20 protein-coding genes are annotated in these 22,230 nt (G+C 36.4%); 11 read left to right on the top strand and 9 right to left on the bottom strand.

The window, feature by feature from the left end; translation table 11 throughout:
- The first annotated feature begins 24 nt into the window (after positions 1-24).
- The 7 genes from D612_RS0110770 (at position 25) to D612_RS0110740 (ending at position 8,608) form a co-directional block, all read left to right on the top strand.
- Complete coding sequence (locus tag D612_RS0110770; RefSeq protein ID WP_017755480.1) at positions 25-1,269, top strand: LL-diaminopimelate aminotransferase; 1,245 nt, start codon at positions 25-27, stop codon at positions 1,267-1,269.
- Between the two features lie 15 nt (positions 1,270-1,284).
- The gene (gene dapF / locus D612_RS0110765; RefSeq protein ID WP_017755479.1) at positions 1,285-2,148 is read left to right on the top strand and encodes a diaminopimelate epimerase; all 864 of its coding nucleotides are present in this window, start codon (positions 1,285-1,287) and stop codon (positions 2,146-2,148) included.
- A 45-nt stretch (positions 2,149-2,193) separates the two neighbouring features.
- On the top strand, positions 2,194-3,531 hold the full coding sequence (gene glnA / locus D612_RS0110760; protein ID WP_017755478.1) for a type I glutamate--ammonia ligase: 1,338 nt from the start codon (positions 2,194-2,196) through the stop codon (positions 3,529-3,531).
- A gap of 131 nt (positions 3,532-3,662) precedes the next feature.
- Positions 3,663-5,513 carry an asparagine synthase (glutamine-hydrolyzing) gene (gene asnB, locus D612_RS0110755; protein ID WP_017755477.1) on the top strand — a complete coding sequence of 617 codons (1,851 nt, stop codon included), beginning with the start codon at positions 3,663-3,665 and terminating at the stop codon, positions 5,511-5,513.
- A gap of 72 nt (positions 5,514-5,585) precedes the next feature.
- Positions 5,586-6,851: an ammonium transporter gene (locus D612_RS0110750; RefSeq protein ID WP_017755476.1), complete on the top strand. Its 1,266-nt coding sequence runs from the start codon at positions 5,586-5,588 to the stop codon at positions 6,849-6,851.
- Between the two features lie 49 nt (positions 6,852-6,900).
- On the top strand, positions 6,901-7,893 hold the full coding sequence (locus D612_RS0110745; RefSeq protein WP_017755475.1) for a DUF294 nucleotidyltransferase-like domain-containing protein: 993 nt from the start codon (positions 6,901-6,903) through the stop codon (positions 7,891-7,893).
- Complete coding sequence (locus D612_RS0110740; protein ID WP_017755474.1) at positions 7,883-8,608, top strand: exonuclease domain-containing protein; 726 nt, start codon at positions 7,883-7,885, stop codon at positions 8,606-8,608. The genes D612_RS0110745 and D612_RS0110740 overlap by 11 nt, the downstream gene beginning before the upstream one ends.
- A gap of 98 nt (positions 8,609-8,706) precedes the next feature.
- Here the strand turns inward: D612_RS0110740 and nikC are convergent, their stop codons facing one another.
- The 5 genes from nikC to D612_RS0110715 all read right to left on the bottom strand — a co-directional run bounded on the left by nikC (position 8,707) and on the right by D612_RS0110715 (position 14,400).
- Positions 8,707-9,600 carry a nickel transporter permease gene (gene nikC / locus D612_RS0110735; protein ID WP_017755473.1) on the bottom strand — a complete coding sequence of 298 codons (894 nt, stop codon included), beginning with the start codon at positions 9,598-9,600 and terminating at the stop codon, positions 8,707-8,709.
- A 28-nt stretch (positions 9,601-9,628) separates the two neighbouring features.
- Positions 9,629-10,633 (bottom strand): ABC transporter permease, encoded by a 1,005-nt coding sequence (locus D612_RS0110730; RefSeq protein WP_017755472.1) that lies wholly within the window; start codon positions 10,631-10,633, stop codon positions 9,629-9,631.
- A 111-nt stretch (positions 10,634-10,744) separates the two neighbouring features.
- Positions 10,745-12,379 (bottom strand): ABC transporter substrate-binding protein, encoded by a 1,635-nt coding sequence (locus D612_RS0110725; RefSeq protein ID WP_017755471.1) that lies wholly within the window; start codon positions 12,377-12,379, stop codon positions 10,745-10,747.
- Positions 12,380-12,439: 60 nt separating this feature from the next.
- The gene (locus D612_RS0110720) at positions 12,440-13,411 is read right to left on the bottom strand and encodes an ABC transporter ATP-binding protein (RefSeq protein ID WP_017755470.1); all 972 of its coding nucleotides are present in this window, start codon (positions 13,409-13,411) and stop codon (positions 12,440-12,442) included.
- Positions 13,411-14,400, bottom strand: a complete 990-nt coding sequence (locus tag D612_RS0110715; RefSeq protein WP_017755469.1) for an ABC transporter ATP-binding protein — start codon at positions 14,398-14,400, stop codon at positions 13,411-13,413. The genes D612_RS0110720 and D612_RS0110715 overlap by 1 nt, the downstream gene beginning before the upstream one ends.
- Positions 14,401-14,766: 366 nt before the next feature.
- Between D612_RS0110715 and D612_RS0110710 the strand changes: the two genes are divergently transcribed.
- Complete coding sequence (locus D612_RS0110710) at positions 14,767-15,393, top strand: LysE family translocator (RefSeq protein ID WP_017755468.1); 627 nt, start codon at positions 14,767-14,769, stop codon at positions 15,391-15,393.
- Between the two features lie 92 nt (positions 15,394-15,485).
- On the opposite strand, the gene D612_RS0110705 is transcribed toward D612_RS0110710, so the two are convergent.
- On the bottom strand, positions 15,486-16,835 hold the full coding sequence (locus tag D612_RS0110705) for an amino acid permease (protein WP_017755467.1): 1,350 nt from the start codon (positions 16,833-16,835) through the stop codon (positions 15,486-15,488).
- 209 nt (positions 16,836-17,044) lie between these two features.
- On the opposite strand from D612_RS0110705, the gene D612_RS0110700 reads away from it, so the two are divergent.
- Positions 17,045-17,596 (top strand): YkoP family protein, encoded by a 552-nt coding sequence (locus D612_RS0110700; RefSeq protein ID WP_017755466.1) that lies wholly within the window; start codon positions 17,045-17,047, stop codon positions 17,594-17,596.
- A 42-nt stretch (positions 17,597-17,638) separates the two neighbouring features.
- Here D612_RS0110700 and D612_RS0110695 read toward each other — a convergent pair whose 3' ends face one another.
- Positions 17,639-18,490: a metallophosphoesterase gene (locus tag D612_RS0110695; RefSeq protein WP_017755465.1), complete on the bottom strand. Its 852-nt coding sequence runs from the start codon at positions 18,488-18,490 to the stop codon at positions 17,639-17,641.
- Between the two features lie 127 nt (positions 18,491-18,617).
- On the opposite strand from D612_RS0110695, the gene D612_RS0110690 reads away from it, so the two are divergent.
- A complete protein-coding gene (locus D612_RS0110690; protein ID WP_017755464.1) occupies positions 18,618-19,760 on the top strand; it encodes an MGDG synthase family glycosyltransferase in 1,143 nt (380 codons plus the stop codon).
- Positions 19,761-19,839: 79 nt separating this feature from the next.
- Here D612_RS0110690 and D612_RS0110685 read toward each other — a convergent pair whose 3' ends face one another.
- Together D612_RS0110685 and D612_RS0110680 are read right to left on the bottom strand one after the other, a co-directional pair.
- Positions 19,840-21,273 carry an FMN-binding glutamate synthase family protein gene (locus tag D612_RS0110685; RefSeq protein WP_017755463.1) on the bottom strand — a complete coding sequence of 478 codons (1,434 nt, stop codon included), beginning with the start codon at positions 21,271-21,273 and terminating at the stop codon, positions 19,840-19,842.
- 7 nt (positions 21,274-21,280) lie between these two features.
- On the bottom strand, positions 21,281-21,529 hold the full coding sequence (locus D612_RS0110680; protein WP_017755462.1) for a hypothetical protein: 249 nt from the start codon (positions 21,527-21,529) through the stop codon (positions 21,281-21,283).
- 207 nt (positions 21,530-21,736) lie between these two features.
- Between D612_RS0110680 and D612_RS0110675 the strand changes: the two genes are divergently transcribed.
- Complete coding sequence (locus D612_RS0110675; RefSeq protein ID WP_017755461.1) at positions 21,737-22,186, top strand: YndM family protein; 450 nt, start codon at positions 21,737-21,739, stop codon at positions 22,184-22,186.
- The last annotated feature ends 44 nt before the right edge of the window (positions 22,187-22,230 follow it).

Raw genomic sequence — 22,230 nt, 5'->3', positions numbered from 1 at the left:
GGAAAAAGACTAGGAGGAATAGTCATGCCAACTAATACAGACTACATTCAACAACTCTTTGCAGATCGTATTGGTGGACCAGAATTCGGTTTGAAAGAGGAAATATATAAATTTGAAAAAATTAAAAGGGCTAAAAGAAGAGCTATAAAAGCCAATCCAAATATTGAGTTAATTGATTTAGGTGTAGGTGAACCAGATGAAATGGCAGACATGAGGGTCGTCGGGAAATTAGCAGAGGAAGCAGCTAAACTAGAGAATCGCTTTTATGCGGATAATGGAATCCCTGAGTTTAAAAAGGCAGCTGCCGTATATATGAAAGAGGTTTTTGGTGTTATTGATCTAGATCCAGAAACAGAAATTAACCATATTATCGGTTCGAAGCCAGCGTTAGCAATGCTCCCAACAGCATTTATAAATCGTGGTGATATTACACTAATGCCATCACCTAATTATCCGGTTTTAGGAACACATACAAAGTATTGTGGTGGAGAAGTTGTTCATTTACCGCTTTTAGAGCAAAACGGGTTTCTTCCAAAGCTTGATTCATTGAGTGACGGCGTTCTAGATAAAGCGAAGTTGCTTTATTTAAATTATCCAAACAATCCAACAGGTGCTGTTGCAAATAAGGAGTTCTTTGAAGAGGTTGTTCAGTTTGCCAAGAATCATCAATTGATTGTCATTCACGATGCGGCTTATGCTGCTTTAGTCTTTGATGGTGTAAAACCGCTAAGCTTCCTTTCTGTTCCAGGGGCAAAGGATGTTGGTGTCGAACTCCATTCGTTATCTAAATCCTTTAATATGACTGGTTGGCGCATTGGTTTTATAGCCGGAAATCCTAAAATTGTCCATTCGTTTGCGACGGTTAAGGATAATAATGATTCAGGTCAATTTATAGCGATTCAAAAAGCAGCTGCGTTCGCGCTTCAGCACCCTGAGATTACTGAAAAAACAGCTGAGAAGTATTCGCGCCGTCATGAACAGTTAGCCAATATATTAGAAGAGTGTGGGTTTCATGCGAAAAAACCAAAAGGGTCCTTTTTCTTATATACAAAGGCTCCTAAAGGTGTGGAGAATGGACCACAGTTTCAATCGGCAGAAGAATTTAGTCAATATTTAATCTTGGAGCATCTAATTTCTACCGTTCCTTGGGACGATGTAGGTCAATATGTTCGATTTTCAGTAACATTCCAAGCAAAGGATTATGACGATGAAGAGCGTGTCTTGGCAGAAATTAAAGATAGATTGAGTAAGTCAAAGTTTATCTTTTAGAAAGAAGGATAAAGAATGCAATTCACTAAAATGCATGGGTTAGGAAACAATTATGTTTTTTTCAATTTATTAGATTTTTCATTGGAGAATATAGATTTTGCTCAACTTGCTAGACAAGTTTCGGATGTGAATTTTGGTATTGGTTCAGATGGAATCATCTTAATTTGCCCTTCTGAAGTTGCTGATTTCCGAATGAGGATTTTTAATGAGGATGGGTCAGAAGGAAAGAATTGTGGGAATGGATTACGCTGTGTAGCAAAGTATTTATATGATCATATGTATGCCGCCAACCCTGATTTTACGATCGAAACGTTAGGAGGAATCGTTCAAGTCAAAGTGGAAGTTGAAGTAGGTGAGAGATTTATACGATATATAACCGTTGATATGGGGGAACCACAATTATTAAAGGGGGTGATTCCAATGCTCGGTAACCCTTCGACAACAACGATTAATGAACCATTTACGATTGACAATGAGATATACCATATGACTTGTGTATCGATGGGGAATCCTCACACGATTCTATTTGTTGATGATGTAGGAAAAGTGCCTGTGGAAAAGATTGGTCCAACAATTGAAAATTCGGAGCTGTTTCCAGAACGAGTAAATGTAGGTTTTGTTAATGTGGAAAATCGCCAGGAGATTCATTATTGTGTCTGGGAAAGAGGATCCGGTATAACAATGGCATGTGGTACAGGTGCATGTGCTGCTGTTGTAGCAGCTACTTTAAACAACATGATTGACAGATATATTCCGATCACAGTTCATCTTCCCGGAGGGGATTTGACAATAAGATGGGATGAAAATAACCACGTTTGGAAAAGAGGTGAAGCAGCGTATATTTGCCAAGGAGAATTGATGAATATTCAAGATTTATAACATCGAAGGTATTAAACTTAAAAATTATTAATTGGAGGTAATTTTATGAAAAATACGTACACAAGAGAACAAGTAATGAAAATGGTTAAGGAGCAAGATGTTCGCTTCATTCGCCTACAATTTACAGACCTTTTTGGGACGATTAAAAATGTTGAAATTCCAGTAAGTCAGTTAGAAAAAGCGTTAGATAATAAAATGATGTTTGACGGTTCATCAATTGAAGGCTTTGTTCGTATCGAAGAATCTGATATGTACTTATATCCTGACTTAGATACGTTTGTAATCTTCCCGTGGACCGCTGAAAAAGGCAAGGTTGCTCGTTTCATTTGTGATATTTACCACCCAGATGGATCACCGTTTGAAGGAGATCCACGTAATAACCTAAAACGAATTTTAAGCGAAATGAAAGAGCTTGGATTTACAGATTTCAATGTCGGCCCAGAACCTGAATTTTTCTTATTTAAGTTAGATGATAAAGGTGAACCTTCTCTTGAATTAAATGATCAAGGCGGATATTTTGATTTAGCACCAACTGATCTCGGTGAAAATTGCCGTCGAGACATCGTGTTGGAGCTTGAAGAAATGGGCTTTGACATTGAAGCTTCTCATCATGAAGTTGCACCAGGCCAGCATGAAATTGATTTTAAATATCAAAGTGCATTAAAAGCTTGTGATGATATTCAAACATTTAAACTTGTTGTGAAAACAATCGCGCGTAAGCATGGTCTTCATGCAACGTTTATGGCAAAACCATTGTTTGGTATGAATGGATCTGGTATGCATTGTAACCTTTCATTATTTAAAGAAGGTGAGAATGCTTTCTATGATCAAAACGGCGTGTTAGAGCTTAGTGAAACAGCCCGTCAATTTATCGCTGGTATTTTAAAACATGTTCCAAATTTCACGGCCATTACAAATCCTACTGTTAACTCATACAAACGTTTAGTACCTGGTTATGAAGCACCTTGCTATGTTGCTTGGTCAGCTAGAAATAGAAGCCCGCTTATTCGTATTCCTGCTTCTCGTGGCTTGAGTACTCGTGTTGAAGTTCGTAGTGTAGATCCTTCAGCAAATCCTTATTTAGCAATGGCGGTTCAACTAGCCGCAGGCTTAGATGGTATCAAAAATAAATTAACAGCACCAGAACCTGTAAATCGCAACATCTATGTGATGTCAAAGGAAGAACGCCTTGAAAATGGTATTGTTGATCTACCTGCTAGTTTAGCAGAAGCTCTTGAAAATCTTAAATCAGACAGTGTCATAAAAAATGCTTTAGGTAGCCACTTATTAGAGCGTTTTTTGGAAGCAAAAGAGATCGAATGGGATTTGTTCCGTACGTCTGTTCATCCGTGGGAACGTGAGCAGTATATGTCACAATATTAACCATTTTTTATTAAAGGCTGTGTTATATCTGGATGCGTCCACCATAAGGTTCGCGTCCGCCTGCAACTCAACAACAACCTTAATATTGCCTTACTAAAAGGAAATAATTCTAATGGGAAGAGTGATGACAAGTGTGTGGAATTACAGGATGGATTAATTGGCATCAAGATTTAACTAGAGAAATATTCATCGTGAAAAAAATGGCGCAAACTCTTGCAAACCGAGGTCCAGATGCTTCTGATATATGGAATGCGCGTCATGCTTCACTAGGTCATACACGACTCATTGTTGTTGACCCTTCTGGTGGGAAACAACCAATGATAAAAGATCATAACGGCTGCTTCTATACAATGGTATATAATGGTGAGCTTTATAATACAGAAGAAATACGTGAGGAATTACGGAAAAGGGGATATACTTTTCAGTCTCATTCCGATACAGAGGTTCTGCTAACAGCTTACATTGAATGGAATGAACAGTGTGTGGATTATTTAAATGGTATATATGCCTTTGGCGTTTGGGACCATCAGAAGGAGCAGCTTTTTATGGCTAGAGATCGGCTTGGGGTCAAACCACTTTTTTATCGTGAGGTAAATGGTTCTTTCCTATTTGCATCCGAATTAAAAGCGATATTGGCTCACCCAGAGGTAAAAGCAGAGGTAGATAGGGAAGGGCTACAGGAACTATTTGGATTAGGTCCTTCCCGGACTCCTGATCACGGTGTATTTCGGGGAGTTAAAGAACTTCGCCCAGCCCATTATCTCATCTATAATCGCACAGGACTAATAGTTAGGCGTTATTGGAATGTAGAAAGCAAACAACATAATTTTACATTAGCCGAAACTGTTGAACAAGTGAGATTCCTTGTAAAAGATGCTGTAGAACGACAGTTAGTTGCAGATGTTCCAGTATGTACGTTTTTGTCGGGTGGGATTGATTCAAGCGCGATTAGTGCAATTGCATCTAATTATTTTAATAACAAAGGACGGGGTACTCTTCATACGTATTCGATTGATTATGAGCGTAATCATGAATTTTTCCAAGCGAACTCGTTTCAGCCTGATATGGATGAACCATGGATTCGAAAAATGCAACAATTTTTAGGGTCAGTTCATCATTCAGCGATTATAAATAATCAAAACCTTGCCTATCGTTTAGAGGATGCTGTTAAAGTGAGAGATTTACCAGGGATGGCGGATGTTGATTCCTCATTATTATGGTTTTGCGAGCAAATAAAATCAGACTTTACGGTTGCTTTGTCAGGTGAATGTGCCGATGAAATATTTGGCGGATACCCGTGGTTTTATCGAGATGATTTGCTAAATGAAGCAAGTTTTCCATGGATGAAATCCGAAGACGAAAGACATCGACTATTGCGATCAGACTGGCAACAAAAGTTAGATTTGAGTGGATATGTGAAGCAACGCTATCAGGAAACGTTGAATGAAGTTCCTAGGTTAGAAGGAGAAAGTCGATTAGAAGCTCGCCGTCGTGAAATGTTTTACATGAATATGATTTGGTTTATGACAACGCTTCTAGAACGAAAAGATCGCATGAGTATGGGAGCAAGCCTAGAAGTTCGTGTGCCTTTTGCTGACCATCGCCTAGTCGAGTACACATGGAATATTCCATGGGAAATGAAAATGCTAAATGGTCGTGAGAAGGGGATTTTACGCAAGGCCTTAGAAGGGGTATTACCTAATGATATTCTTTATCGTAAAAAGAGTCCTTATCCGAAAACGTATCACCCTGAATATATGAAACTAGTAAGGACTAAGTTAAACAACATCGTTGATAATAATAACTCTCCAATTCTTGAATTAATCGATAAACAAAAAGTCAAGGAAATTATTGAATCAAACGGGTCGTCATTTAAAACACCTTGGTTTGGTCAGCTCATGACAGGTCCCCAACTTATTGCACATTTAGCTCAAATCAATCTCTGGCTTGAACAATACAATGTGAACATCATTGACTGCTAAAAAAGACAAATCGTAAATCATTTCGTTTCTGATAGGATAAAAGATTTTTATATTAGAGAGGGAGGAATCTTGATGGATGAAATGTACTTATTAAATAGTGTTTGGATTATGTTAGGAGCGATTTTGGTTATTTTTATGCAAGGTGGATTTATTATGCTAGAAGCAGGTTCAACTCGCATGAAAAATGCTGGGCATATAGCGGGAAAAACGATCTTTACATTTGGAATTGCTTCGATTGTGTTTTGGGCAATCGGCTATGGGTTTATTTTTGGTGAAAATGGTAATTTTTTTGTTGGATTGTCTCACTTTTTCTATTCAGGCTATGATATAGAAGGATTAAGTTATTCTACTGCTGCTTTCTTTGTATTTCAGCTAGCATTTGCAGGGATCGCCTTAACGGTTGCTTTTGGGGGATTTGCTGAACGGGCAAAGCTTTCTGTCTACCTTATTTTTGCGATTCTATTCTCAAGCTTTGTGTATCCTGTTATTGCTCATTGGATTTGGGGCGGTGGCTGGTTAGCTGAACATGGAAAACAAGATTTTGCTGGATCTACAGTTGTTCACTTAACAGGTGCGATGGCAGCACTAGCAGCTACTATATTATTAAAACCGAGAATCGGGAAATACAATAAAGATGGCTCTGCTAACAATCTGCATGGTCATAACCAAGTATTTACAGCTTTAGGTGTGTTGATATTATGGGTTGGCTGGTTTGGTTTTAACGCAGGAAGCACACTTGGGGTCGATAATGGATTTTTTGGATTTGTTGCCTTAAATACAAACTTAGCAGCAGCAGCTGGAGCGATCAGTGCGTTGTTAATTTCATGGATTATAGTAGGGAAATCAGACGTTCCAACGATGTTGAATGGGGCGTTAGCTGGACTCGTAGCCATTACAGCATCATGTGCTTTTGTTGAGACATGGGCAGCGGTTGTCATAGGGTTTATTGCGGGAGCGCTAGTTTTCTACAGCGTAAAGTTTTTTGAAAAATGTAAAATAGATGATCCTATTTACGCTCTTTCTGTTCACGGTGCTGCTGGCGTATGGGGAACGTTATCAACTGGTCTATTTGCTACACCAGAATTGGCAACAGTCGGATTACCTGGATTATTTTACGGTGGTGGTGTCACTCAACTTGGTGTGCAAGCAATGGGAGTATTCGTGTCAGCTCTGTATGCATTTGCAGTATCTTTTGTCATATTACTAGTGTTAAAGAAAGTAATGAAGGGATTACGGGTGACAGAGGAAGAAGAACTTATTGGCTTAGATATAAGCGAACATGGTAGTTACGGATACCCTGAAGCATTCAAATCGAATAATCAAAAGATAGCTAATTGATTTGGGGAAATGTTAACCACCTAAGTATATTGTTTAAGGAAGTGTTAGCTTGATTTCATTTTACACACCATACCAATTAATAAAAGAATGGCGTGACAATAACATTGCAGCTCTTCAGTTTAGTACTGATGAGTTGCAACATTTCCATGATACCATTATAAGAAATACATTTGAGATTACCTTAAATGAAATGATTAAAAATTTCCAACAGCCACCCTGTGATTTTTCTTGGTTTGTAATGGGAAGTGCTGGTAGGTGTGAACAAGCTGTAATGAGTGATCAGGACCATGGCCTTATATATGAAGATACTAGTAAAAAAACATCAGATTATTTTCTTGAATTTGGTAAAAGGCTTTGTTCAGCCCTAGACTATATCGGCTATCCATATTGTGAAGGAAACGTGATGAGTTCTAATCCATTATGGTGTCAATCAAAAAGCAACTGGGAAGATCTAATATATAATTGGATCGATGAGAACAGCTGGGCTTCTCTTCGAAATTTATTAATCTTTTTTGATGCCCGGGTAGTAATTGGAAAGGAGCAACCTATACAACAATTAAAAAACATAATATATAAATCTATTGAAAAACATCCTTATCTGATCAGACGATTATTCGAAAATACGATGTATATTGAAAAAGCGGTAGGTATATTTAATCAATTTTTGACTGAGGCTTATGGTCCTTACCCTGGATGCATTAATCTGAAACGAACTGCTTTCTTTCCATATGTAAATGCGATTCGATTGTTAGCAATCATAGAGAATATCGACGAGACATCCACTTTGTCTCGATTAAAAAAACTTTCGGAGCAAGGAGAACATAACCGTAATTTGGATCCTTATTATGAAAACTTTAAGAAATTGTTGCAATACCGTTTGCACGAGGAAAAAACTTCAAACTATGAGGATGTTCATTATCTTCAGGTGAAGAACCTGAAAAAAGCGGAAAAACATGAGATCAAACAACTCTTAAAAGATGGAAGGAAGCTTCAGCGGTATACCGAGTCGGTCGTTAATAGGAAGATGAAAAATGAGGATTGATCCTTTTATTCAATGGATGAAACAAGTGCATGGTCGGGTGAATTCAGCTTTATATGGCCAGATGACAAGTCAGAATTCCCAACAAATTGCTTTTTTGAGAAGCTTAGAAAAAGAAATGGAAAGAGAGAAAAGCTTGTATACGCCTTTACAGGAATTAGAAGTGGTCGTTTTCGATTTTGAAACGACAGGCTTTTATCCTGAACGAGGTGATCAAATCCTCTCAATTGGTGCTGTGAAATTAAAAGGTTGGGTTATGAACAACGAAGCTGAAGAAACATTTTATTCTCTTGTACAGTTTAATGGTAGTCTTTCAAATGATATTAAACAGCTAACAGGACTTGGTGAGACAGAATTAAAAGATGCCCCTCCGCTTTTGGAAGTACTAGTTCAATTTTATCAATTTGTTCAAGGGAGGACGTTAGTCGCGCACCACGCGAGTCATGAAAAGAAATTCCTTCAACAAGCAAACTGGAAACTTTTCAAAACCAATGTCAAACATAGAATAGTTGATACTTCTTTAGTATTTAATGTAGCAACACCTCACGAAAAACTAATCACGTTAGAAGATTATTGTCAGCATTGTGGAATAGAAGTTCAAAACAGGCACCATGCATTAGGTGATGCAAAAATGACCGCACAATTGTGGCGTTTATATTTAAAGATACTCCATGATATGAAGTATAAAACACTTAGCGATATTTATGAGTGTTTTTAATTATTATTGACTCTTTCTATTTAGTTAATTTATTAGTGATGAAAAATAGAGTTAAAAAAATGAAAATACAGCTAACAATTTAATGTTAGCTGTATTTTTTAGTTTTTCATGCGCGGATCTAACGCATCGCGCAATCCGTCGCCCATTAAGTTAAATCCTAATACTGTTAGCATAATAGCAAGTCCAGGGAAAATCATCGTCCATGGTGCTTGTATTAAATATTGGCGGGAATCAGCTAGCATTTTTCCCCATTCTGCATCAGGTGGTTGCGCACCTAAGCCGAGAAAACCTAATGCGGCACATTCAATAATAGCAGTTGCAATCGCTAGTGTTCCTTGAACAATAATCGGAGCGATGCTATTTGGCAGAATATGATGAAACAGAATGCGAGTATCTGTCATTCCAATAGCTTTAGCTGCCATTACGTACTCTTCCTGTTTAATACTTAATACTTTTGAACGAATAAGACGGCCAAAATTTGGTACGTTAATAATTGCAATTGCGATTAACGCGTTTTGTAATGAAGGTCCTAAAACCGCAACAATCGCAATTGCTAGTAGTATACTAGGGAATGCGAGCAAAATATCAAAGAATCTTGAAATCACTGTATCTATCCAACGGCCATAATATCCAGCAATAATACCGAGTGCACATCCAATGATGATCGAACCTAAAACTGAGAAAAAGCCAACCCAAAGGGAAATACGTGCACCATATATGACTCTAGATAGAATATCTCGTCCAAAGTCATCGGTACCAAACCAATGGTCAGCTGATGGTTTTTGCAGACGATCAGCTAGAACTTGATCATTCATTCCCGTTGGTGCGAGGACCGGTGCCAAAAAGGCAATAATAATAAAAAAGAGGACGATACAAGCTCCAATTAGGGCAAGCTTATTTTTTTTAAAGCTTTTCCAAGCCTCAAGCCAAGGGGACGTAACTTTTTCATTTTTAATTTCAACAGTTGTAGTATTTTTTGCAAGTTCAGCCATAGTAAACCCTCCTCTCAATCAATAATCCCTAGTTGTATTTAATTCGTGGGTCAATTGCTGCATAAAGCAAGTCAACCACTAAATTAATCATCACAAAGATTGTTGCAATCACTAAAATTCCAGATTGAATAACAGGATAATCTCTAAAGCCGATTGCATCATAAATATAGCGACCAATTCCTGGCCAACCGAAGATAGTTTCAGTTAAAATTGCGCCGCCTAACAACAAGCCCATCTGTAGACCAATAACCGTTAATACAGGGATTACAGCATTCTTTAATGAGTGCTTATAAACTACCCAAAAATTACTTAATCCTTTCGCTCTTGCAGTTCGAATGTAATCAGAGCGCATGACTTCTAGCATGCTTGAACGAGTCATTCTAGCAATTATAGCCATTGGAATGGTGGCAAGAGCAACACCTGGTAATAGTAAGTGTTTAAAAACATCTATAAATTGGTCCATTTTCCCTTGAATGAGTGTATCAAGAAGGTATAAATGTGTGATTGCTTCAACAGGATTGCGAATGGTTTCACGACCAGTAGTTGGTAGTAACTCTAATTTAATTCCAAAAATCCATTGTTCCATTAACCCTAACCAAAAGATCGGCATAGAAACTCCAATTAATGCTAAAACCATGGCTGTGTAATCAAACCAAGAATTTTGGAACCAAGCACTTATAATTCCAGCATTCACTCCAATAACAATAGCAATAATCATCGCGAACAAAGCAAGTTCAAATGTTGCCGCTAAATAAGGCCATATCTCTTTACTAATTTCTGATGAGGTACGGATTGAATTACCTAAATCACCTTGTAATAGTCCCTTCATGTAATCCACGTATTGTACATACCAAGGCTGATCAAGTCCAAGCTTATGATTTAATTCCGCAATAGCCTCTGGTGTCGCTTTCTGTCCTAAAATAATTTGGGCAGGATCACCGGGAATTGCTCGGATCATAAAAAATACAAGAATAGTCATACCAACTAGTACAGGGATTAACATGAACAGGCGTCTTATCGTGTAAGCAAACATTAGTAACACCTCAGTCTAAAACTTATTTCATAACAAATCATCATATAGGAATAATTGCTTTGTAAAAAAAGGGGAGTGAGAATACACTCCCCATAAATATTACGTAATTACTTATTTAAACTGTACAAAAGTAAGTTTATCTGTACCAGTCGGATGCGGGAAGAATTCCGCAACATTCGTTTTACCAGCCATTAACGGAGTAGAGTGAACAAGTGGAACCCATGGTGCATCTTCCTTAATAATTTCTTGAGCTTGTTTATAAAGTTCATTACGTTCAGCTTCATTAGGATTTGATTGAGCTTCAACTAAGATCTTATGCAATTCTTCACTTGCATAATAAGAGTAGTTATTGCTTCCAATCGCATCTTTATCAAGTAAAGCATACAAGAAGTTATCAGCATCTCCGTTATCACCAGTCCAACCTAGCAAGAACGCATCTGCTTCTCCTTTACTTGCTTTTTCTAAATAAGTAGCCCACTCGAATGAGACAATTTCAGATTTAACACCAATCTCAGTAAAGCTAGCTTGAAGTACTTCAGCAATTTTTCGTCCGTCTGGCATATAAGGACGTGATACAGGCATTGCCCATAGCTCCATTTCGAAGCCATTTGGATATCCAGCTTCTGCTAATAACTGTTTTGCCTTTTCCAAATCATATGGATATGGTTCAAGGCCTTCATGGTATCCAGATACAGAAGGTGGCATAGGGTTTTTAGCGGGCTCCCCTAAACCACTATAAAATGCGTCAATAATCGCTTGTTTATCAACCGCATGGTTAAGAGCTTGACGTACTAATTTGTTGTTTAACGGATGATCAGGTTCGTTTTCCTTGATCGTTAATCCTAAGTATCCAACGTTCATGGAAGGACGCTTGTAAACTTGTAGGTCTGGATTCGATTCAATTTGTGAAAGATCACTTGGATTTAAACCATCAGCGATGTCAATTTCACCCGTAATTAGGGCGTTCAGACGAGCTGAGTTTTCCGGAATAGCTTGATAGATTACAGAATCTAATTTTGGATAACCTTCTAACCAGAAATCAGGGTTTTTTTCTAAAACAATTTTATCGTTGCGTGACCAGCTTACAAATTTGAATGGACCAGTACCAACTGGATTTTCAGTGAATTTGTCACCATATTGCTCGATTGCAGCTGGGCTTCCAATTCCGAAAGGTACCATTGCAATATTTTTTAGAAATGGTGCTTGCGGACGGTTAAGAGTAATTTCAACTGTTAATGGGTCCAATGCTTTTACTTCTTTAATTACATGACTCTCGTCACCTTTAAAGCCACCAAACATTGAAACATAATATGGAAATGTTTCTACTGTACCGTTCATCCAGCGGTCAAAGTTATAAACAACAGCATCTGCATTAAAGTCAGTGCCATCATGGAACTTAACTCCTTCACGTAGAGTGAATGTGTAAACTAAACCATCATCAGTAACTGTCCACTCTGTAGCAAGAGCTGGTTCGATAGATGTATCTTGCTGACCATAGTCTACAAGAGTATCAAAGATTTGCTTTGTTACCATTAAAGATTCTCCATCAGTAACAGTAATTGGATCTAATCCTACTGAATCACCGCCACGGCCAAATACTAAGGTATCACCAGCCTGTGCTTCGGTATTTCCATCACTTGTTTCAGCCGGTTCTGTATTTTCACCAGACTGACTAGAAGAACAACCTACTAATGCTACTGAGAGTAACATTAAGAAAGTTAGAGTGAGTAAAAAACTCTTCTTCATGAATCCCCCTCCTAAATTCTAAAAAATTTTTTATATGTCAATGGTGCAAAGTCATCAACTCTATTTATCGTAAAGATGACAAGCAACATAATGACCAGATTCTATTTCTCTAAAGTCTGGACGGTCCGTCTTACAAATCTCCATACATTCTGAACACCTAGTGTGGAATGCGCAACCTGTTGGTGGATTTGAAGGGCTAGGAATATCGCCAGTTAAAAGAGTATCTTCTTTTACATAATCAGGATCTGGAATTGGTACTGCTGCTAAAAGCGCACGTGTGTATGGATGCAATGGTTTTTTATAAAGATTTTCGCTGTCGCTAAGCTCTACCATACGCCCTAAGTACATAACAGCAACACGATCACTAATATGTCTTACAACTCCCAAATCATGGGCTATAAATATATAAGTTAATTGAAACTCCTTCTGCAAATCTTCTAATAAATTTAAAACCTGTGATTGTATTGAGACATCAAGCGCTGATACCGGCTCGTCAGCGATAATTAGTTTCGGCTTAGTCATAAGAGCTCTTGCAATCCCAATCCGTTGCCTTTGACCACCACTAAATTGGTGAGGATAGCGTTTAGCGTGATAGCTACTCAATCCGACAACTTCTAACATTTCTTGAACAAGTTTTTTTCGTTCTTTTGTATTGCCAATTCCATGAACAATTAAAGGCTCTTCAAGTATTTTTTCGACGGTATGGCGAGGGTTTAGAGACGCAAACGGGTCTTGAAATACCATTTGCATTTCTCTTCGCAATTTTCTCATTTCATTAGTAGATAGTTTTGTAATCTCTTGATTATCAAAAATTATTTTCCCCTCAGTTGGTTCAATCAATCTAGTAATTAAGCGACCTGTTGTTGATTTTCCACAGCCACTCTCACCAACAATTCCAAGTGTTTCCCCTTTTTTTACAACAAAGCTAAGCCCGTCTACAGCTTTAACTTCACCCACTTGTTTTTGCAAAATGCCACCTTTTATCGGAAAATGCTTTTTCAAATTTTCTACTTGTAATAATGTTTCAGACATTAGCCAACAACCTCCTGTTCTTCATGTAGAAAACAGCGAACTTTATGATTGCTCCCTACATTAAACAACTCAGGAGTTTGAGTTTTACATTTATCTAACGCATACTCGCAGCGAGCAGCAAATCTACAACCTTGTTTTATTGAACCAGGCTTTGGAACATTACCCGGAATGGAATAAAGACGATCTTGCTTTTCACGCATATCAGGTATTGATTTAATTAATCCGACCGTGTATGGATGCTTTGGATTGTTAAAAATTGTATGGACATCGCCTTCCTCGACGATTTTGCCGGAATACATTACAACAACCCGCTTGCAAACTTCTGCAACAACTCCAAGATCATGGGTAATTAACATGATTGCGGTATTCAATTCCTCGTTTAACCTTTTCATTAAACCGAGTATTTGTGCCTGGATTGTTACATCTAAAGCTGTTGTTGGTTCATCAGCAATAAGAACTTTTGGTCCGCATACCATAGCCATTGCAATCATGACGCGCTGTCTCATCCCACCTGACAACTGATGGGGATATTCATTAATAAGTTCTTCGGCACGAGGTAATCCTACAAGCTTTAAAATTTCAACGGCACGATCCCGTGCTTTTTGCTTACCCCAGTTTTTATTATGAATTTTTATCGCTTCAATTAATTGATTACCGATTGTAAAAAGTGGGTTAAGTGAAGTCATCGGTTCTTGAAAAATCATCGCAATTTCATTGCCACGAATTTCTCTCATTCTTTTTTCTTTTGCTAAAGTTAAATCTTCACCATGAAATAGAATTTTTCCACCGACAATTTTACCAGGCGGCTTTGGAATGAGGCCCATAATTGAAAGAGAAGTCACACTTTTACCGCAACCCGACTCCCCAACTATTCCAAGAATCTCACCTTCGTTAATATGAAAGTCTACATTGTCAACTGCGGGGACTTCTTCGCCTTCAGAAAAAAAAGACGTCCGTAGGCCTTGTACATCTAGGACCGGACTTTTCATTTATTATTCACTTCCTCTCAAAAACAACTAACAAAACGGCGACATGAAAATGTAATATTTTTATAATTCGTTTTTTATTATGACATTTGGGCTAATAAAAGACAATAGGAAATTTTAAGAAAAATCCATATATTGATATAATTATTTTTATTTGAATGATTAGAAAAGTAGCGTTTTTAACACTTTTAAACATAAAAGCAATAAAGAGATTTTTATTTTAAAAAAATAAAAATCGCAATAAAATTGGAGAAAATTGTAAAAATTTGCAATAATCAATCGATTACAATACGAGCTAAAATAGTCGTACAAGACAGTGCCTCTGAATATACTCTTTAGACAAGTTATTTTTGAAGAGGTGTCATTATTATGGCTGTTTTTTTAAGCTATATTTTTTTAGGGTTATCATTAGCTGCACCGATTGGCCCGGTAAATGCAGCACAATTAGATCGAGGTATAAAACATGGCTTTTTACATGCGTGGTTAGTAGGAGTTGGGGCAATATTAGCAGACGCCATTTATATGTTAATTGTTTATATGGGTTTGGTAACATTTATTGATGCTCCAATTGTGCAAACTTTTTTGTGGGTATTTGGCTGCTTTGTTCTAGTATATTCAGGAGTTGAAAGCATATTAACTGCAGGTAAAATACATATTCAAAATCAACGCCATTATGAGCCTCGATATAAAGCATTTATATCAGGGTTTATTATGTCGATTACAAATCCATTATCAATACTTTTTTGGTTAGGAATTTACGGGTCTTTGCTTGCCAAAACAGTAGAATCATCAACAAAGAGTGAATTGATCGTCTATAGTTCTGCAATTTTTCTAGGTTTATTGCTATGGGATATTACAATGGCGACTGTATCCAGTAGTTTTCGTAAGCTGTTAACCTCAAAGCTTCTAGTTATAATTTCAGTTGTTTCAGGACTTTGCTTAATTGGTTTTGGAATTTATTTCGGTTTTCAAGGACTAAATCTATTATTAACATAAAGCTTTGCGCGAGATGAGCGGAAAGCGAAGTGCCACTAACGAAAATCAAAACAACCACGTTTAATAGAGCCAAAATAAAAAGGAAAAACCAATTAAGGTTTTTCCAATTTTACAAACATAGTTCCAGGTCCTTTTGTATCACTTCGTTTCCAAACTGCATGCATAATGAGCGCTACAACTGCAATTGCTACAACAAACCCTAAGCTAATGAAAAATCCAGGTCGTAGTTCTTTACTTAAAATTGTACCGGATACAGCAAGGATTATAAACAACATACCAACGTAGTATTTAGCTCGATCGATATAGTTTGGCTGTAGTAAGCGATTTGCGGACAATAAAATAAACATCCAATTATATAACAGCATTAATCCCGCTCCAGTAGTAATGAATTCGTAAATAGAATCAGGCATTAAGAGCGACATCACGATTGACGAGACAAGCCCGACAGCTGATAGAATAAAAGCTGGTAAAGGTACTTTTAGTCGCCCTTTGTTGGCAAAAAAGGGAGGCGCGTCACCATCTTGCGCTAACGAAACTAATATTGTTGTTACACCAAACAGAGCTGCAACCATTGTTGAGAAACCCGCAATAATTAGCGCACCATTAAAAATATCTGCTATATAAGGGATTTTGTAATTTTTCAAGGCCAAAACAAATGTACTTTCTTTACTGTTAAAGGTACGCCAAGAAACTAAATAAACAGCAAGTCCAATTGAAACAACATAGATGAATGTCAAAAGCATAAGCATAATTTTCCCAGCTTTAGGTGCTTCTTTAGGATTATTTAATTGTGTTGCCATTAATCCCATGACCTCTATTCCTCCAAAGGCGTAATAGGCAAAAATTAAAGCAGACCATAACCCTAACAATCCTTTTGGAAAGTAATTCGCTGGTACGGAAGGTTCCCTTGTTCCGTCAATGATTCCAAAAATAGCAAAACAAGCAATTACGATAAACATTGTAATAGCCGCGATTTTTATTAAAGCAAATATGTTTTCTAAGCGATTTAATCCTTTGCTTCCAACTAACAAAACAGCTAATCCTAAAACGGCATAAATCGCTGCAAATACCCATAAAGGAATAGTCGGAAACCAAAAACGCGTAAAAATAGATAAAGCTGTTAGTTGACTTCCCATAATTAACATTTCTGAGCTCCAATATATCCATCCAATGCTAAAGCCTGCCCAACGGCCATAGGCTTTTTTTGCATACGTTCGAAATGCTCCCTTTTCCGGCTTTTTTGCCGTCATTTTTGCCAGTGCGTCAAAAACAAAATACGTTCCAATAGCTGCAACGATGAAGGCGATTAACACGGATGCACCAGTTGATTTTATCGCAATACCTGAACCTAAAAAGAACCCTGTTCCAATTGTACAACCGACACCAAAAAGTGATAACTGCCACCATTTCATCTCGTTATTTTTGCTGCTAGTAGTGGACATATAGGACACCCCGCAATGATCGATTATGACTTATCATCACCTTAACCAAAGACTAATATTTACTATAATGGAAGGTAAAAAGTGTAATAACATAGTGAGAGCTATTTAGGTACTTACATAAAGTTAAGATCAATTGCTCAAATTATAAATACATAATACTTATTTCAATATAAATGATGAACCAAAATATGAAAAAGGAAGAGAAGTAAATGAGAGAATACCTTTTAACGATTTGGGGGATATTCGATCCTATTTATTTTAAATTTACACGTCTATGCTATGTTTCCGAAAGAGGAGAAGCAGACAATATTTTCAGAGTACGACTTACACGCTACAAAGGCAAACCAGTAGTTCTGTCCGACGGTACGAAAATTAATAAAAATGATACGTTGGTAAAAATTCATCTCCATAATGTAAGATTATTATCTGAACTAATTACTGTGAAAAGCGAAATAAAGAAAGCTAAAGTCATTTATGAATACGTTAAACAGTCTTTACCTAAAATAGAACAATATGTAAGAAATCATAAACATGAAAATGAAATTAAAGGGATTATAGGGATAACATTATTAAATAGAGGTGCAGAACGGCTTGGGTTTGAAGTTTTTTCGATTTCGAATCCTATTTACAAAGTGTTGAAATATTCAGCTTTTTTACCAATTTGCTTTCTTTTTGGTTCTAAACCTTCATTAGGAAAACATTCTATTCCTAGTTACTTATTCATGTCAAAGGAGAAGTTGTCAAAACTATACAAGGTATAGGAGCTATAGAACTAAAAAAGGCTGCTATCAACAGCCTTTATATTACATTGCAGATAAAGTTTTTATTTCAGTGCTTGCAATTTCTAGTTTGTGAATTGTAATTTCAGGTCTACTACCGACACGAATGTTTACACCTGTTTGACCTAGTCCTTCGCTAATATAGTATGGTTTACCGTCTTCTTTATGAAGTCCTTTAATAATATTCATTCTCGCCAGCTTTCCCATTTTTGCTAGATGGTAAGCTTTTGGATAACAAATTTGTCCACCATGGAAATGACCTGCTAACAAATAGTCGAAATGGTAATCCTTCATTTGAAGAACAATATTGGGGTCATGGGTCAACACTAGGTTTGTTCCTTCTTTAAGTCCATTATAGGAGAGTTCCAGATTACTACGATTTGTGCTGAAATCATCAATTCCAATAATATTTACTCGTCTACCTTGAACATAAATGGCGTGATTTTCATTTGTCATTATTTTACAGTTGTTTTGACGTAACGTATCCTTCAATAATTGCAGGTTTTTTCCGCGTAAAACATAATCATGATTACCTAATACAGCGTAAATACCGTATTTTGGATCTAATGTAGTAAGAGCTTTTAAATATGGTTGAAGCTTTGGAATGGTTGATTTTCGGTCGAGGAAATCTCCTGTTAAGGCAATTATATCAATATCTTTATCGTTTACCTTTTTAATAAGTTCTGTTGGTGAGATTGATATATTTTCAAGATGTAGATCAGAAAGTTGCAATATATTTAAAACAGGAAGCTGTCCAGTTGTTTTATCTTGGTTAATTTGAATAGTATTAATGATGATGTCTTTCGTATTATTATTAGCTTTTTTAATTAAATACAACAATAAAATAATTAATATAGAGTAAAGCAGAAAATACAAGAGTGTCACTCCTTTCTGTATAAGATTATACAAGAATAATTTCCTTGTTGTTACGGTAATTGGTGGAATCACATCCAATTGGGATTTGTTTAAATAATATATGACATAAAAATTGAGGGTCTAATTTATGAACCAATCAACAAAATCTATTTTGTTTTTACCTTTTTTACAAATTCCATCAGGCCATCATCAAGTAGCGAATGCTATATTAGAAGAACTTATAAATAGAAATGCCGATATTTGTTGTGAAAAAATTGATATTCTTTCGTATAGTTACGGGAAAATTGAATCTCTCGTTTCCAATGTTTATTTAAAATGGATTCAATTATTGCCAGGAACTTATAATGTAATTTATCAAGCTTCTGTATATAAAAATCTTGAGAAGAACAAACAGTATCGTTTGTATGAGGCGCTATTTTTGAAGTCTATGCAGAAATTAATTAAGGAGAAGAAACCTAATCTTATCGTATGTTCACATGCTTTACCATCATATATGCTAAATTATTTAAAAGGAATCAACGAGTTAGAAATTCCAGTAGTTAATATTTATACAGATTATTTTATTCACCATTTTTGGGGGATTGAACATATTGATTATCATTTTGTACCATCTCATTTTATGAAACAGTATTTACTTCGTAAAGGATTAAATAGTGACCAGATCTTTGTTACTGGAATTCCAATTCATAAAAAAATCCAAAAATATAGAGAAAAGAGGAATTCGTTAAAATCATCCTCTAGTTTTTCTTGTTTAATTACTGGTGGGAATATGGGAGTTGGGGCAATTGAGGAATTGGTCGAAAGAATAGGAGAAAATAGAAATATACATTTTCATGTGTTATGTGGGAAAAATGAAAAGTTGTTTAGTAAGTTGAAGAAACGTAATCAATCGACCATTACTCCATTGAAATATATCGAATGTAGAAAAGAAATGGATGAATTATATGATAAATCAGATGCTATTTTAACAAAGCCGGGTGGAGTTACGATAAGTGAATGCTTATTTAAAAGAAAGCCTATTTTTGTTTATGATGCTTTACCTGGACAAGAAGAAATAAATGTTAAGCAATTGAAAAAAATGAGGGTCATTTTTGATGTAAGAAATTGGCGTAAAGAAACCAAACCAGTGGACGAGCTTCTTTATTCTTTCTTAATGAACAAGCAAATAATGGAAAGATTTGAAAAATCAATAGACGATTACCACAAACAAATTGCTATTCAAGAACCATATGAAATCATTGAGGATATTTTAGTTCGTATCGGGAAATGACATAAAGAAATTATTCATGATAAGGCGATAAAATTTTAAGTGGCAGTCTTTATTATTAAGACTGCCACTCTTGGAAGTATTAATGTAATTGCTGTTGCGATGGTTCAATTTCAGGATGAATCGGGACCTGTGGATCGATAATCGCCGAAAAGCTATTAAAAAATTGTTGCTGCTCTTCAGGTGCTACATAGCCAAGGTCAATCCCTAATGCCTTTGATAAGAATGGATCCAATGTACATAAATCGGTTTCTGTCACATCAGAAAGACTTGTTTTTCCAAGAGAGTAGCAAACGAGGCCCATTTCTTGGGTAGCTGCATTAAAATAATGAAATAAATTTTTAGCACTTCGCTCTATGTCTAACTGATCGGTAGCTTTTGCGTTGTATACAACTAGATCAGTAGGTGGTTCAAACGGAAGTGCTTTTGTCATTTGGTCCCCAACTAAAGCCATGACAGCAATCGTACCTATGTAGACTGCGTCAGCGCCTAATGCCATTGCCTTTAAATAGTCGCCTGGAGTTTTAAGGCCGCCAGTAGCCAAAAGGCTAATATCAGTAGTAACTCCTTTTTTTCTAAAATATTTTGCTGCCCTTGATATTGCAAATAGTGTAGGTAGACCAACATCATCCTCCAAAATTGGAGCGCCACCATGCGTCCCGCCTTCGGCACCATCGACTGTTACGAAATCAACGCCAGCCTCTATTGCAATCTGTAATTCCTTTTCTAAATGATGGGTAGCAGCTATTTTCAAACCAACAGGCACACCTGTTTCATTTTGAAGTTTGCGTACTAGTTCAATAAATTGTTCTTTTGTATCGATCCCAGGGAGACGGGAACGGATAACCGCATCCTCTCCTTCGGAAAGGTTGAATACTTTTCGGTAGTCCTCACCAATATTTTTAGCTGCAGTTCGTTGTGGTGTTGAACCTTGTGCCCCTTGTCCGAGTTGGATTTCAATTCCATCTAGTTGCTTATACTTTTCTGGACTATTGAGCCAACCACCGCGATTATACTGGCCAATTAATATCGAAGCAGCTTCTCGTTCCTCTTCCATTAAACCTGCTTCACCTGTGTTAGTAGCCGTACCAATTTTCGAAGCAGCTTTTGCTAATGCAATTTTAGCACTTTTACTTAACGCTCCCCCAAATGACATGGCAGCAATCATAATTGGAATTGACAGGGTTATTGGTTTTTTTGCACGTTTTCCTATAGTAACTGATGAAGAAATGCTGACGTTTTCCGGGGTTGGAAACCGGAATAAATGGACCGGATTAAACAGCAATTTCTCCCATGGTGAGAAGTGGTGATGTGACCCTAGTGGTCTTTCAGGCGGTTGTCCCTGACTAGAGCGAATGACTGTTTCCATCAAATTAATGGTTCCAACCTTTTTAGAAATAGGTATCATTTCAAAGATATTTTCCGTGTATTGGTCTCTAGCCATTCTTTCTAAAGCTTTGTCAACTGTTTCATTTACAATACTTCTGACAATATTACTAATAAGTTTATTAAACATGTTCTTGTCACCCGTTTTGGTTGTTTAATTGGTCAATTTTTTGAGAAAGAGAAATACAAATTTGTTTAATTTCACCTAGTTGTCTTGCTGCACTTTGTTCCTCAATTGCAATTTGATTGAGCTTATCATCACCCATATTTGTTAAATCCTTATAATGTTGGCTTTCTACAGTCGATAGTGTTCCTGCAACCGTTTGTATTCGATTTAACTCCGAACTTAAAAACGTAAGCGTATTTCTTAACTCAGTTTGCTCCATCGTTGACACTCCTCATAATTTATTGAAATCTACTTAATCATTTTATAATTTTTCGTCATTTTCTCCTAAATTATTCATTATTACGACGATACAACCTTTATATTCACTTTTTTCTTTCAGATTTATTCATTAAAGTTGATATACATATAAAATTACCTATTGCAAATAATAATTTTGAAAAATAAAAATAAAGAAGGGGTTTTTAAAATGGACCATTTAAAAGCACTATTACTTAAATTAATTTCCAGTTTTGTTCTTTTGTACATTGTTTTCGGAATTTTTACAGATATGTCAGTCGGAAGAATTTTTTTCACATCGTTAATGGTAGGTGTAATCTCTTATATTATAGGTGATCGCCTAATTTTACCTAGGTCGAATAATTTAGTAGCCACTATTGCCGACTTTGGTCTTGCGTTTTTGATTATGTGGCTTTTAAATAGAAATGAAGTATTGACTTGGAATTTATATGAAATGACGTTAATTGCTGCTCTTGGGCTAACACTATTTGAATACTTTTTCCATAATTATCTATCTAGAAATATAGATAAGAAAGACAGACAAAGAAATGAAAAGACTGCAGGGAATTTACAATATCAAACAGAGGCTGCTGAAGAACTAGCACCTAATGAAGTAGAAAACCTAAAGAATAGAGAATAACCCTTCATTATAGAGTTTTGAATTTTTATTATTGCAATTCTGAT

It is taken from the genome of Calidifontibacillus oryziterrae (assembly GCF_000331575.1).
Lineage (GTDB): Bacteria > Bacillota > Bacilli > Bacillales > Bacillaceae_J > Calidifontibacillus_A > Calidifontibacillus_A oryziterrae.
Note: the sequence above shows the minus strand (reverse complement) of the source record. Positions and strands in the feature narration are given on the sequence as shown.